The following is a 14,021-nucleotide window of genomic DNA, read 5'->3' on the forward strand; positions in this document are numbered from 1 at the left end:
CCGCGCATGCGCATCCGCGACGACCGCTCGCAGGAAGAGCCCGAGATCAACCTGGTGCCGTTGATCGACGTGATCCTGGTGCTGATCATCTTCTTCGTCATCACCACCACCTTCGATGCCCGCTCGATGCTGCAACTGCAGTTGCCGAGCGCGGCGGGCGAACCGGTCGCCGCACAGGTGAAGGCCCTCAGCGTGCTGGTCAACGCCGACGGACGCTATTTCGTCGACGAGCACGAGGTCATCCGTCCCGACATCGACGCGCTCAAGCAGATCCTGCAGCAGGTGGCCGGCAGCGACCGCAGCCGGCCCGTGCTGTTGCGTGCCGACGCGCGCACGCCGCACCAGGCGGTGGTGACCGCACTGGATGCGCTGGGCCAGCTGGGCTTCCGCCGGATCAACATCGCCACTGCGCCGGAGGCGCAGAAGTGAGCGGAACCGATTCGCCCTGGCAGGTCTACAAGCGGCTGCTCGGCTTCGCCACTCCCTATCGGGGACTTCTGCTGCTGGCGGCGATCGGCATGCTGCTGGAAGCCGGTGCCGGCGGCGCGTTCGCCAAGCTCATGGAGAGCGTGGTCGACGAGACCTTCATCAAGCGCGACGAGGCGAAAAGCCTGCTGTTGCCGGCCTACATCGTGGGTCTGTTCGTGATCCGCGGGCTGGCGGGCTACATCACCGACATGGGCATGGGCAAGGCGGCGCGCAGCATCGCCCGCGATTTCCGGGTCGATGTCCTGGGCAAGTACCTGCGCCTGCCGGGCCTGCGCTTCGACACCGAACCGGTGCCCTCGATGCTGGTCCGCCTGGGATCGGACAGCGACCAGGTGGCCCAGGCCGCCGTCGATGCGATGAAGGTGATGGTGCAGCAGTCGTTGCAGGTCATCGCCATGCTCGCGGTGATGCTGTACACCAGTTGGCAGGTGACGATCGCCATCCTGCTGATGGCGCCGCCGCTGGCCTGGATGATGGATACGGTGGCCAAGCGGTATCGCCGCATCAGCCACCGCATCCAGGAAAGCGGTGCGCAGATGATGCAGGCCGCCGACCAGACGCTGTCCAACCAGCAGGAAGTGAAGATCTACGGCGCCCAGCAGAACGAACTGGCCCGCTATGCCGGGCTGGCGGACACCAACCTGCGGCTGGCCATGAAGGTGGAGGCGACCCGCAGCATCTCGTCGGCCATGGTGCAGCTGATGGGTGCGGTGGGACTGGCGCTGCTGCTGTTCTTCGCCGGGCGCGAGGCGATGGCGGGACGCCTGACGGCGGGCGGCTTCGTTTCGCTGATGGTGTCGATGATGGCCATCATCCCGGCGCTGAAGCAGCTGACCAACGTGCAGAACATGCTGCAGCGGGGCGTGGCCTCCGCACAGCGCCTGTTCGCCGTGCTCGATGCCGAGGACGAACAGGACCATGGCCGGCGTCCGCTGGACCGTGCCAGCGGCGTGATCGAGTTCCGCGACATCACCACCCGCTATCCGGGCCAGAGCCGGCCTGCGCTGGAGGGCATCAGCTTCACCGCGCGCCCTGGCACGGTGACCGCCATCGTGGGACGCTCCGGCAGCGGGAAGTCGACCCTCATCAAGCTGATCCCGCGGTTCTACGAGGCCGAGTCCGGCCAGATCCTGCTCGATGGCCATCCCCTGCAGGACTACCGGCTGGCCGACCTGCGCCGGCAGATCGCGCTCGTCGGCCAGCAGGTGATGCTGTTCGATGGCACGGTGGCCGCGAACGTCGCCTATGGCGAACTGCAGGGCGCGGATGCCGCGGCGATGGAGGATGCCGTGCGCGGCGCCAACGCGATGGAGTTCGTGCACGAGCTGCCCGAAGGCATGCAGGCGCCGATCGGCAACAAGGGCGGACGCCTGTCGGGCGGGCAGCGCCAGCGCCTGGCGATCGCACGCGCGATGCTGAAGGACGCGCCGATCCTCATCCTCGACGAAGCGACCGCAGCGCTCGACAACGAGTCCGAGCGCCTGGTGCAGAACGCGCTGCAGAAGCTGATGCCGGACCGCACCACGCTCGTCATCGCGCACCGCCTGTCGACCATCGAGCATGCAGACCAGGTGTTGGTGCTGGACCAGGGGCGTCTGGTTGAGCAGGGCACCCATGCCGAACTGCTCGCGCACGGCGGCCTGTACGCTCACCTCTACCAGATGCAGTTCCGCGAGGGCGAGGCGGGGTGAGCAGGCGCGCGATGCCGCAACCTCCCGCGTACTGGTTCGGCGACGGCACGGTGCCGCTGTGGGCGCGTGCACTGGCCGCCGTCTACGGCGCGCTGGTCGCGGCGCGGGCGCGCCTGTACGGGCTGGGCGTGTTGCGCCGGCACCGCGTCGGCGTTCCGGTCATCGTGGTGGGCAACATCACGGCCGGCGGCACCGGCAAGACACCCCTGACCATCGCGCTGGTCGAGCGGCTGCGCGCGGCCGGGTTCAAGCCGGGTGTGGCCAGCCGCGGCTACGGCCGCGACGACGACGGCCAGGCCCGGTGGGTCGACGCCGCCACGCCGCCGGCCGACGGCGGCGACGAACCCGTCCTCATCGCCCGACATACCGGTACCCGCGTGCGCGTGGATCGTGATCGCGTCGCCGCCGCCAGGGCACTGGTGGCCGCGGGCTGCGACCTGGTCATCTGCGACGACGGTCTGCAGCACTATCGCCTGCAGCGTGACGTGGAGATCGAAGTGATCGACGGCGCGCGCCGCTACGGCAACGGCCGCTTGATGCCTGCCGGTCCGTTGCGCGAGCCGGTCGAGCGCGCGGCGGCGTGCGCGTTCCGCGTCGTCAACCTTCCCGATGCACAGGCGGATGCCGCATTCGGCGAATGGCCCATGCATTTGCAGGCGGACGATGCGCTGCCCTTGCGCGGTGGCCGGCCGAAGCCGTTGTCTGCCTTCGTCGGCCAGCGTGTGCATGCGGTGGCCGGCATCGGCAATCCAGGCCGTTTCTTCGCCATGCTGCGCGCGAAAGGCCTGGGCGTGGTGCCGCATGCGTTCGCGGACCACCATGCGTACCAGGCCGAGGATTTCTCGTTCGGCAGCGAACTGCCGGTGCTGATGACCGAGAAGGACGCCGTGAAGTGCGCGACGTTCGCCAACGCATGGTTCTACAGCGTGCCGGTCGTAGCGAAACTGCCGGAGGCGTTCTGGATAGCCCTGCTGGAACGACTCACGCCCGCTGCCAATGCGGCCGCAGAATAGAAATCCTCTCCCGACCCGCTCCGGATTCCGATGACCGATTTCATCGTCGCCATTCCCGCTCGCTATGCGGCTTCACGGCTGCCGGGCAAACCCTTGCGACTGCTCGGCGGCACGCCGCTGGTCGTGCATGTCGCCCGTCGTGCGCTGGCCGCTGGCGCGCGCGAGGTGTGGGTGGCCACCGATGACGCCCGCATTCGCGAGGCGTTGCAGGGCACCGAGGTTCTGGTCGCGATGACGTCCGAGCGCCACGCGTCGGGCAGCGACCGGCTCGCCGAGTGCGCCGACATCGCCGGCTGGGCCGATGATGCGCTGGTGGTTAACCTGCAGGGCGACGAACCGTTCGCGCCACCGGCCGGCATCCGTGCCGTGGCCGATGCGCTGGCTACGAGCGGCGCGGACATGGCGACGCTGGCCGTGGCCGTCGACGATGCGGCGACGCTGTTCGACCCGAATGCGGTCAAGCTGGTGCGCGCAGCCAATGGCGATGCCTTGTATTTCAGCCGCGCGCCCATTCCGTGGGACCGCGACGCGTTCGCACGGTCGCGCGACGTGCTGCCGCCGGGTGCATGGCTGCGGCACATCGGCATCTACGCCTACCGCGCGGGATTCCTGCGTCGCTTCTCGGCGATGCCGCCGGGCCGGCTCGAGCAGGTCGAGTCGCTGGAACAGTTGCGGGTGCTGGAGGCGGGGCACCGCATTGCCGTCGCGCTGACGCCGGAACCCTTCCCGCCCGGCGTCGACACACCGGAAGATCTCGCGCGTGCCGAGGCCATCCTGCAGGCGCAGGCGTGAACCTGCTGGTCGTGTGCCTGGGCAACATCTGCCGGTCACCGATGGCCGAAGGTGCGTTGCGCGCGCGTCTTGAGGCCTCCGCGCTGGCCGGGCGGGTGCGGGTCGATTCCGCGGGCACCGGCGGCTGGCATGCCGGCGAGCCCCCCGATCGGCGCGCGATCGCCTGCGCACGCGGACACGGCGTCGACATCGGCGGACAGCGGGCACGCCAGGTGACCGCGGACGACTTCGACACCTTTGACTGGATCCTGTGCGCCGACCGGGCCAATCTCCGCGATGTCCTGCGCATGGCGCCGGCCGCGGCCCGGGGACGCGTCGTGCTGCTGCTGGAGTGGGCCGGCCTGGAAGCCGCAGGCGAGGTACCCGATCCCTACACGGGCGGGCCGGAAGACTTCCAGCAGGTCTGGCGACTGGTCGATTCGGCGGCACAGGCGGTCGTGGCCCGACTCGCCGCCAACTGAGACTGGGGCATAATCGAAGCGGATGAACGACACGACCCTGGCTCCCGAACTGCCGCGAGGCCTGCAATGGCTGAACGCGCCCGCGACCTCGCTGCACGAGCAGCGCGGCCGCATCGTGGCCCTCGCGTTCGTCAATAGTGCCTCCGCCTGGTGCGCGCAACGGCTCAACGACCTGGCGGTCCTGCAGGCGCGTTACCTGGGGCGGCTGCAGGCCCTGGCGATCAACGTACCCCGTTTCGACAGCGAGCGGGACCCGCAGAGCGCGGTGAAGCGCCTGCGCCGCCACGGTGTTTCGCTGCCGGTAGCGCACGACGGGGATTGGGTCGCCTGGCAGCGCTATGGCGTCGACGCCTGGCCCACGGTGCTGCTGATCGATGGCGAAGGCCACGTGCGCCACCGTGCGATGGGGGCCGAAGGGCTGGCAGACCTGGAGCGGCAGATCGCACGCCTGTGCGATGGCCTGCATGTGCCGCCGGACGATGACCTGCGGGTGTTCCGGGACGCCCACCCCGAGCCCCGGATGCCATTGTGCTTTCCGACCGGACTGGTGGCCACGCCGGACCGGCTGTTCGTCGCCGACAGCGGCCACCACCGGGTGCTGGAGTGCAACCATCATGGTCGGGTCATCCGCCAGTTCGGCATGGGTACGCCGGACTTCGCCGATGGTGAGTTGAACCATGCCGCATTCCGTCGCCCGCAGGGCCTGGCGCTGGTGCGCGAGTCGCTTTACGTCGCGGATACCGGCAACCACGCGCTCCGCCGCATCAACCTGCCGACCAGCACGGTGGATACGCTGTGCGGCAACGGCCGCGCGGGTGATCCGACCGAGGGCGTGGTCGGCGCCGCGCGGGACGTGGCGCTGAACCAGCCGCAGGCGCTGGTGGTGAACAACAACCAGATCTTCCTGGCCATGGCTGGCGACAACCGGATCTGGAGCTACGATCTGGGGACGCGTGAGATCCGCGCGCGCGCCGGGTCGGGCCAACTGGATGTCCGCGATGGCAGCGGTCCGATGGCGGCGTTCGCGCAGCCCGTGGGACTGGCCGCGGTCCTGCAGACCCTGTACGTCTGCGACGCCCTGGGTTCGGCCGTGCGCTCCCTGCAGCTGCGTGGCGATACCGTGCAGACGCTGGTCGGCCAGGGCGTCTGGAGCTTCGGCGACGAGGACGGTCCGCGCGACCGCGCCCGCCTGCAGCACCCGCAGGCGGTGGCGCTGAGCCCCGATGCGCCGGTCATGTGGATCGCCGACAGCGGCAACGGCACGCTGCGTACGCTGCGATTGGGCGGCGGCGAACTGACCACGGTCTCGCTGCCGCGACGCTTGCAGGGACCGGCCGGCCTGTCGGTGGCGGCAGGTGCCGTGTGGATCGCGGAAACCGATGCCCACGCGGTGCTCCGTTACGATATCGCCACCGGCGAACTGAGCCACGTCCCGATCGACGAATGAGCGGCAGTCCCCAGGCGGAATTCGACGGCAAGGCATTCGCCGCCGGCTTGAGCACGGCACCCGGCGTGTACCGCATGTACGCGGCCGACGATACGCTGCTCTACGTCGGCAAGGCCGGCGCGCTGCGCAAGCGCGTGGCCAGCTATTTCAGCAACTCGCCCAAGTCGCCGCGGACCCTGTCCATGCTGACCCAGGTCGCGCGCATGGACGTGACGGTCACGCGCACAGAAGCGGAGGCGCTGCTGCTGGAGAACCAGCTGATCAAGTCGCTGACGCCGCGCTACAACGTGCTGCTGCGCGACGACAAGAGCTATCCGTACGTGCTGCTCACGCGCGAGGCGTGGCCGCGCATCGCATTCCATCGTGGCGCGCGCGCAGTGCCCGGGCGCTACTTCGGTCCGTATCCCAGCGCCGGCGCGGTTCGCGAAACCCTGAACCTGATGCAGAAGCTGTTCCGCATCCGCAATTGCGAGGACAGCGTGTTCCGCAACCGGTCGCGGCCTTGCCTGCAGTACCAGATCGGCCGCTGCAGCGCGCCGTGCGTCGGACTGGTGGAAGAGGCGGACTACGCGGAAGCGGCGCGGCGAGCGACGCTGTTCCTCGACGGCCGCAGCGACGAACTGACGCGCGAACTGGGCAGCGCGATGGAGCAGGCCAGCGCGAACCTGGAGTTCGAGCAGGCGGCGCGGCTGCGCGATCTGGTGGCTTCGATCCGCACGCTGCAGGCGCGCCAGTACGTGGACGGACACGCCGCCGACCTCGACGTGCTGGCCTGTGCGATGCAGGGCAGCCAGGCGTGCGTGCTGTTGCTGGCCTTCCGCGATGGGCGCAACCTCGGCACGCGCACGTTCTTCCCGAAAACCAACGGCGAGGACTCCGCCGCCGAAGTGCTGGGTGCCTTCGTGTCGCAGTACTACGCCGAGCAGCCGGCACCGCAGGAGATCGTGCTGGACCGCGAGATCCCCGAGGCGGAGCTGATCGAACATGCACTGGCGGCCGCGGCCGGTCGCAAGGTGCAGCTGAAGTGGAACGTCCGCAGCGAACGCGCGGGCTACCTGGACCTGGCGCGGCGCAATGCGGAGATCGCGCTGGTGACCGAACTCGGCAGCCGGAACGCGCAGACCGCACGCAGCGAGGCGCTGAAGGAACTGCTGGGACTGCCCGAGGTCGCCAAGCGCATCGAGTGCTTCGACATCAGCCACACCATGGGCGAAGCGACGGTCGCGTCCTGCGTCGTGTTCGACGCCGCCGGCGCGGTACGTTCGCAGTACCGTCGCTACAACATCACCGGGATCACGCCCGGCGACGATTTCGCCGCCATGCACCAGGCCATCGAGCGGCGCTTCCGGCGCGCGGTGGAAGAAAGCGGCGTGCTGCCGGACGTGCTGCTGATCGACGGTGGCGCGGGACAACTCGCGCAGGCGCAGTCCGCGCTCGCGGACCTGGGCGTGGATGGCGTCACGCTCGTCGGAGTGGCAAAGGGAGTCGAACGGCGCGCGGGGCACGAGGCGCTGGTCCTGCCCGATGGCCGCGAATTGCGGCCGGGTGCCGCGTCGCCGGCCCTCCAGCTGATCCAGCAGGTACGCGACGAGGCGCACCGCTTCGCCATCACCGGGCATCGCGGCAAGCGGCAGAAGGCGCGCATGACCAGCAAGCTGGAGGACATTCCCGGCATCGGTCCGCGCCGGCGCGCGAGCCTGCTCAAGCACTTCGGCGGGCTGGCCGGGCTGAAGGCCGCCGGTGCCGACGAGATCGCCCGCGTCGACGGGGTGAACGCCGCACTGGCCGAGCGAATCTACGCTAACCTGCACGGGCTGCCGTCCCCCGAGGCAGGAAACGAGTAAGCCTGCGATGAAGTTGACCGTTCCCACCTGGCTCACGTTGCTGCGGATCGTGCTAATCCCCGTGCTCGTGCTGGTGTTCTACCTGCCGTACTCGTGGACCAACTTCGCGGCGGCCTTCATCTTCGTGCTCGCGGCGGTCACCGACTGGCTGGATGGCTGGATCGCCCGGCGTTACCACCTGTATTCCGCCTTCGGCGCCTTTCTGGACCCGGTGGCCGACAAGCTGATGGTGGCGGTGTCGCTGTTCCTGATCGTGCAGGACACCCCGACCATGTGGATGGCCATCTGGGCCGCGGTCATCGTGGGTCGGGAGATCGCGGTGTCCGCGTTGCGCGAATGGATGGCGGAACTGGGCCAGCGCGCCACGGTGAAGGTCGCCGCGCTGGGCAAGATCAAGACCATCGTGCAGATGGTGGCATTGTCCTGCCTGCTGTACGCCTCGACGCCGGGCAAGCAGGTGCTGGCCGACATCTGGATGGGGCGCTGGGTGTTCCTGCTGGGCGACTGGCTGCTGGCCATCGCTGCGTTGCTGACGCTGTGGTCGGGCATCCAGTACCTGATCGCGGCATGGCCGATCCTTCGCGACGGCGATAGGAAGCCTGTTGACATGCCGGAACAAGACGCTACAATTTCGTCTCTCTCGACGCGGGAATAGCTCAGTTGGTAGAGCACGACCTTGCCAAGGTCGGGGTCGAGGGTTCGAGTCCCTTTTCCCGCTCCAGTTTTTCGTCCTGAGAGGGACGGTCCACAAAACCCCGTTCGCGGGGTTTTGTGTTGTAGGGCGCCTTGAAAACGTGCCTTGATTGCGCCAGTCTGGCGCGGTCGCCATCGGCCTGGTGGCAGAGTGGTCATGCAGCGGACTGCAAATCCGCGTACGCCGGTTCAATTCCGACCCAGGCCTCCAAACCAGAAGGACCGCGATGGTCTTTCGATGCGGGAATAGCTCAGTTGGTAGAGCACGACCTTGCCAAGGTCGGGGTCGAGGGTTCGAGTCCCTTTTCCCGCTCCATACATGCTCCTCGTCGAGCACGCACGAAGCCCCGCCCGCGGGGCTTCGTCGTTCCTGGCATTCGCATGCACGCCGCTTTCCAAGGCGGCCGCAGTGAGGCAGGCTATCCCCGGGCCCGGATGGCGAAACTGGTAGACGCATCGGACTTAAAATCCGCCGGCCGCAAGGCCATGCCGGTTCGATTCCGGCTCCGGGCACCACGCACGCGTTATCGCCTCAGCGCTGCCGCTTCTTCTCTTCTTCGCGCACCTTGCGCCGGACGAACAGCGCCACGAAGACGCTGATTCCCACCATGACGATGCTGCCGCCGATGGCCAGCCAGCCGACGGGTTCCATCAGGATTTCGCGCAGGATCGGATGCATGTCGTGCTCTCCCGGTTGTGGTGATGTCAACCTCGCATTGCGCATGGGTGCGGGCATTGATCCGGATCAACCGTGCGGGACGCCTGCGGCATGCCGTCGCAGGGCATGGCATAGAATCGACGCTGGCCCTCGGGAGACTGCCGATGCAGCGTTACCTCGCCTATGCCGCCAGCCTCGTGCTGGCCTTCGTTTCGCTGGCACTCGCGCTGGCCTGGCCGGTCGCGTGGTGGGGTGTCGCCGTCTTCGGTGCCTTGGCGCTGCTCGGTACCTGGGACGTGCTGCAGACGCGCAGCACGCTGCGCCGCAACTATCCGGTGCTGGCGCATTTCCGCTACGGACTGGAATCGGTCGGTCCCGAGATCCGCCAGTATTTCATCGAGGGCGATACCGCCGAGGTGCCGTTCTCGCGGCAGCAGCGCGCGCTGGTCTACCAGCGTGCCAAGGGTGTCAGCGACGTGGTCCCGTTCGGCAGCCAGCAGGATGTCTATGGCGTGGATTACGAATGGATCAACCATTCGATGGCGCCCGCGAGCGTGGACTCGCACGACTTCCGCATCGTCATCGGCGCGGGTACGGCGCAGCCGTATTCGGCGAGCGTGTTCAACATCTCGGCGATGAGCTTCGGCTCGCTGTCCGCCAACGCGGTGCGTGCACTGAACGAAGGCGCGCGACGCGGCAATTTCTACCATGACACCGGCGAAGGCTCGATCTCTGCGTATCACCGCGAGAAGGGCGGGGACCTCGTATGGGAAATCGGCTCCGGGTACTTCGGTTGCCGTGACGACCAAGGGCGATTCGACGAACAACGCTTCACCGAGAACGCGCGGTCGCCGCAGGTGAAGATGATCGAGGTGAAGCTGTCGCAGGGCGCCAAGCCCGGCCACGGCGGTGTGCTGCCGGCCGCCAAGGTCAGCGCGGAGATTGCCGCCACGCGCGGGGTGCCGATGGGGCACGACTGCGTCTCGCCGGCGAAGCACTCCGCGTTCTCCACGCCGGTGGAGCTGCTGCAGTTCATCGCTCGCCTGCGCGAGCTGTCGGGTGGCAAGCCCACCGGCTTCAAGCTGGCGATCGGGCACCCCTGGGAGTGGTTCGGCATCGCCAAGGCGATGCACGAGACCGGGCTGCTGCCGGACTTCATCGTGGTGGACGGGGCCGAAGGCGGTACGGGCGCCGCGCCCGCTGAATTCATCGACCATGTCGGCGTGCCGATGCACGAGGCGTTGCTGCTGGTCCACAACACGCTGGTCGGACTGAACCTGCGCGACCGCATCCGGATCGGTGCGGCAGGCAGGATCATCAGTGGCTTCGACATCGCCCGGACCATGGCGATGGGGGCGGACTGGTGCAACGCCGGGCGAGGGTTCATGTTCGCGCTGGGCTGCATCCAGGCGCAGAGCTGCCACAACAACCGTTGCCCGACCGGTGTCGCCACCCAGGACCCGAAGCGCTGGAAGCACCTGGATGTGTCCGACAAGTCCGTGCGCGTGCAGCAGTTCCACGACAACACGCTGAAGGCCCTGCGCGACATGCTGTGCGCGGCCGGCCTCGAGCATCCGCAGCAGCTGGGGCCCGAGCACATCCTGAGGCGGGTGTCGCCCATCGAAGTGCGTTCACTGGCAGCGCTGTACAAGTTCCTGGCGCCGGGCGAGCTGCTGGCGGGGGTCCCCACGCACGCGGTGTTCCGCGACTTCTGGCCGGATGCGCGCAGCGACTGTTTCGCGCCGCCGCGGCGGGTCAGTGCACTGTGCGACACCAAGGACCGCTGACCGGCGGGTGCGTTGACCGCCCCCCCGGTCGACGGCTATCATTCGCGCCCCGATGATTTCGGGCGGTTAGCTCAGCGGTAGAGCACTGCTTTCACACGGCAGGGGTCACAAGTTCGAAACTTGTACCGCCCACCAGTTCCAGCGAAAAGCCCGGCCTCGGCCGGGCTTTTTCGTTCCCGAACGGAGCTGCGCGGGAGTGCATGGGCGGCCGCGTCGGCCACCGCTTCCCGGGTAGGGCGAGCAGGCGCATAAGTGCTTGTTTCCCCGGCTGAAACCGTCGGTCTGGCGCGCCTGCTGTGGTACACTCCACCGGTTGCAGAACCCGCCGGAATCCCCGCCTGTCGCTGCCTCGCCGACCTTCGTCGGCTAGGCGTGTTTTGGCCCGGATTCGGGCCCGAGACAACCAGAGAAACACGGAACCCGAATGGCCGAGACCGCCAAGGAAATCATCCCCGTCAACCTCGAAGACGAGATGCGTCGCAGCTATCTCGATTACGCGATGAGCGTGATCGTGGGGCGCGCGCTTCCGGATGTCCGCGACGGACTGAAGCCCGTCCACCGGCGCGTCCTGTTCGCCATGAACGAACTGGGCAACCACGCCAACAAGCCGCACGTGAAGTCTGCCCGCATCGTCGGTGACGTGATCGGTAAGTACCACCCGCACGGCGACCAGTCGGTCTACGACACGCTGGTGCGCATGGCGCAGCCGTTCTCGCTGCGCTACATGCTGGTCGACGGCCAAGGCAACTTCGGCTCGGTCGACGGCGACGCCGCGGCGGCCATGCGTTACACCGAAGCGCGCATGGCGCGGCTCACCCATGAGCTGCTGGCCGACATCGACAAGGAAACCGTCGATTTCCAGCCCAACTACGACGAGAAGGAACAGGAGCCGACGGTCCTGCCGACGCGCTTCCCGAACCTGCTGGTCAACGGTTCGGCCGGCATCGCCGTGGGCATGGCCACCAATATCCCGCCGCACAACCTCTCGGAAGTGGTCAACGGCCTGATCGCGCTGATCGACAACCCGGAACTGGATGTCGACGGGCTGATGCAGTACATCCCCGGCCCGGACTTCCCCACCGGCGGCATCATCAACGGCACCGCCGGCATCGTGGCCGGCTACCGCACCGGCCGCGGCCGTGTGCGCATGCGCGCCAAGGCCGACATCGAGGTCAACGACGACAACGGCCGCGAATCGATCATCGTCACCGAGATCCCGTACCAGGTGAACAAGGCCCGGCTGATCGAGAAGATCGCCGAGCTGGTGAAGGAGAAGAAGCTCGAGGGCATCAGCGAGCTGCGCGACGAGTCCGACAAGGACGGCATGCGGATCTACATCGAGGTCAAGCGCGGCGAGTCGGCCGAGGTGGTCCTCAACAACCTGTACCTGCAGACGCCGATGGAGTCGGTGTTCGGCATCAACATGGTTGCGCTGGTCGACGGCCGCCCGCAGCTGCTGAACCTGAAGCAGATGCTGGAAGCGTTCGTGCGCCACCGCCGCGAAGTGGTGACCCGCCGGACCATCTTCGAACTGCGCAAGGCGCGCAACCGCGCCCACATCCTGGAAGGCCTGACGGTCGCGCTCGCGAACATCGATGAGATGATCGAGCTGATCAAGACATCGGCCAACCCGCAGGAAGCGCGCGAGCGCATGCTGGCCAAGACCTGGGAGCCGGGTCTGGTCGGCGCGCTGCTCGCCGCCGCAGGCGCCGAGGCCTCGCGTCCGGAAGACCTGCCGGCCGCGATCGGCTTCGTCGACGGCCGCTACCAGCTCAGCGAGGCCCAGGCCACGCAGATCCTGGAAATGCGCCTGCACCGCCTGACCGGCCTGGAGCAGGAAAAGCTCACCGAGGAGTACCGCCAGCTGCTGGAGACCATCGCCGGCCTGATCCGCATCCTCGAGAATCCGGACGTGCTGCTGCAGGTGATCCGCGACGAGCTGCTGAACGTCAAGGCCGAGTTCGGCGACGAGCGCCGCAGCGAGATCCGCCACAGCGAAGAAGACCTGGACATCCTGGACCTGATTGCGCCGGAGGACATGGTGGTCACGCTGTCGCATGCGGGCTACGCCAAACGCCAGCCGGCCAGCGCCTACCGCGCGCAGAAGCGCGGCGGCCGCGGCCGCAGCGCGGCAGCGACCAAGGAAGAGGATTTCATCGACCAGCTGTGGCTGGTCAACACGCACGACACGCTGCTGACCTTCACCAGCAGCGGCAAGGTGTTCTGGCTGCCGGTGTACCAGCTGCCCGAGGCCGGCTCCAATGCGCGCGGCCGGCCGATCATCAACTGGATCCCGCTGGAACCCGGCGAGAAGGTCCAGGCCGTGGTGCCGGTGCGCGACTACGAGGAAGGCAAGTTCGTCTTCTTCGCCACGAAGAACGGCACGGTGAAGAAGACGCCGCTGACCGAGTTCGCGTTCAAGCTGGCGCGCGGCAAGATCGCCATCAACCTGGATGAGGGCGATGCGCTGGTGGGCGTGGCGCTGACCGATGGCGAGCGCGACGTCATGCTGTTCGCCTCCAACGGGCGTGCCGTGCGGTTCTCCGAATCGCTGGTGCGCGCCATGGGCCGTACCGCCACCGGCGTGCGCGGCATGCGGCTGGCGGAAGGCGCCGATGCGGACGGCGAGGGTGAGCAGGACGAGGGCGAAGCGGCCGACGGCGAGGGCGGCACGACGATCGCCGAGGCCGGGTCCGAAGTGGTCAGCCTGGTCGTCATCGATGGCGATGGCGACATCCTGACCGCCAGCGAACGCGGCTACGGCAAGCGTACCCCGGTGGTCGATTACCCGCGCAAGGGGCGCGGCACCCGCGGCGTGATCGCGTTGAAGACGACGGAGCGCAACGGCCGCCTGGTCGGCGCCATCCAGTTGTCCGACCACCACGAGGTCCTGCTCATCTCCGACGGCGGCACTCTGGTACGTACGCGCGCGGCGGAAATCTCCCAGGTGGGGCGCAATACCCAGGGCGTCACCCTGATCCGCCTGGCGGACGGCGAGACCTTGCAGGCGGTGGAGCGCCTCGACGCCTCGCTGGACGAGGACGAGGCGGTCGACGGCGTGGTGGCGGCAGGCACCCCCGTGCCGGAGGCCACCGATGCGCCGCCGGAGGCCTGATCGCCGCGTGAGATGAAAGTGCGCGGGGCTT

Annotated in this window: 11 protein-coding genes and 5 tRNA genes; 15 read left to right on the forward strand and 1 reads right to left on the reverse strand. The window is 68.1% G+C overall.

Annotated features, from left to right (window positions below):
• The first annotated feature begins 6 nt into the window (after positions 1-6).
• The 12 genes from Q0907_RS08495 (at position 7) to Q0907_RS08550 (ending at position 8,946) form a co-directional block, all read left to right on the forward strand.
• Entirely contained in the window at positions 7-429 is a 423-nt protein-coding gene (locus Q0907_RS08495) for a biopolymer transporter ExbD (protein WP_299343256.1), read from the forward strand.
• The gene (msbA, locus tag Q0907_RS08500; RefSeq protein ID WP_299343258.1) at positions 426-2,180 is read left to right on the forward strand and encodes a lipid A export permease/ATP-binding protein MsbA; all 1,755 of its coding nucleotides are present in this window, start codon (positions 426-428) and stop codon (positions 2,178-2,180) included. The genes Q0907_RS08495 and msbA overlap by 4 nt, the downstream gene beginning before the upstream one ends.
• Entirely contained in the window at positions 2,177-3,193 is a 1,017-nt protein-coding gene (gene lpxK / locus Q0907_RS08505) for a tetraacyldisaccharide 4'-kinase (RefSeq protein WP_299343259.1), read from the forward strand. Before msbA ends, lpxK begins: the two co-directional genes overlap by 4 nt.
• 30 nt (positions 3,194-3,223) lie before the next feature.
• Entirely contained in the window at positions 3,224-3,985 is a 762-nt protein-coding gene (gene kdsB, locus Q0907_RS08510) for a 3-deoxy-manno-octulosonate cytidylyltransferase (protein WP_299343261.1), read from the forward strand.
• Positions 3,982-4,446: a low molecular weight protein-tyrosine-phosphatase gene (locus Q0907_RS08515; RefSeq protein ID WP_296281255.1), complete on the forward strand. Its 465-nt coding sequence runs from the start codon at positions 3,982-3,984 to the stop codon at positions 4,444-4,446. Before kdsB ends, Q0907_RS08515 begins: the two co-directional genes overlap by 4 nt.
• A gap of 22 nt (positions 4,447-4,468) precedes the next feature.
• Positions 4,469-5,893, forward strand: a complete 1,425-nt coding sequence (locus tag Q0907_RS08520; RefSeq protein ID WP_299343262.1) for a redoxin domain-containing protein — start codon at positions 4,469-4,471, stop codon at positions 5,891-5,893.
• On the forward strand, positions 5,890-7,737 hold the full coding sequence (gene uvrC / locus Q0907_RS08525) for an excinuclease ABC subunit UvrC (protein ID WP_299343264.1): 1,848 nt from the start codon (positions 5,890-5,892) through the stop codon (positions 7,735-7,737). Before Q0907_RS08520 ends, uvrC begins: the two co-directional genes overlap by 4 nt.
• 7 nt (positions 7,738-7,744) lie before the next feature.
• The gene (gene pgsA, locus Q0907_RS08530; RefSeq protein WP_299343266.1) at positions 7,745-8,392 is read left to right on the forward strand and encodes a CDP-diacylglycerol--glycerol-3-phosphate 3-phosphatidyltransferase; all 648 of its coding nucleotides are present in this window, start codon (positions 7,745-7,747) and stop codon (positions 8,390-8,392) included.
• Positions 8,383-8,458 (forward strand) — tRNA-Gly (locus Q0907_RS08535). The genes pgsA and Q0907_RS08535 overlap by 10 nt, the downstream gene beginning before the upstream one ends.
• 109 nt (positions 8,459-8,567) lie before the next feature.
• A tRNA-Cys gene (locus Q0907_RS08540) sits at positions 8,568-8,641 on the forward strand.
• Between the two features lie 29 nt (positions 8,642-8,670).
• Positions 8,671-8,746: transfer RNA gene (locus tag Q0907_RS08545), tRNA-Gly, on the forward strand.
• A gap of 113 nt (positions 8,747-8,859) precedes the next feature.
• A tRNA-Leu gene (locus tag Q0907_RS08550) sits at positions 8,860-8,946 on the forward strand.
• A 16-nt stretch (positions 8,947-8,962) separates the two neighbouring features.
• Here the strand turns inward: Q0907_RS08550 and Q0907_RS08555 are convergent.
• Positions 8,963-9,109, reverse strand: a complete 147-nt coding sequence (locus Q0907_RS08555) for a hypothetical protein (protein ID WP_296281243.1) — start codon at positions 9,107-9,109, stop codon at positions 8,963-8,965.
• Between the two features lie 143 nt (positions 9,110-9,252).
• On the opposite strand from Q0907_RS08555, the gene Q0907_RS08560 reads away from it, so the two are divergent.
• The 3 genes from Q0907_RS08560 (at position 9,253) to gyrA (ending at position 13,990) form a co-directional block, all read left to right on the forward strand.
• Positions 9,253-10,875, forward strand: a complete 1,623-nt coding sequence (locus Q0907_RS08560) for a glutamate synthase-related protein (protein WP_299343268.1) — start codon at positions 9,253-9,255, stop codon at positions 10,873-10,875.
• A 60-nt stretch (positions 10,876-10,935) separates the two neighbouring features.
• Positions 10,936-11,010, forward strand: a tRNA-Val gene (locus Q0907_RS08565).
• Between the two features lie 289 nt (positions 11,011-11,299).
• Positions 11,300-13,990 carry a DNA gyrase subunit A gene (gene gyrA, locus Q0907_RS08570; RefSeq protein ID WP_299343270.1) on the forward strand — a complete coding sequence of 897 codons (2,691 nt, stop codon included), beginning with the start codon at positions 11,300-11,302 and terminating at the stop codon, positions 13,988-13,990.
• Positions 13,991-14,021 lie beyond the last annotated feature (31 nt).

The sequence above is a fragment of the uncultured Pseudoxanthomonas sp. genome (assembly GCF_947498795.1).
Lineage (GTDB): Bacteria > Pseudomonadota > Gammaproteobacteria > Xanthomonadales > Xanthomonadaceae > Pseudoxanthomonas_A.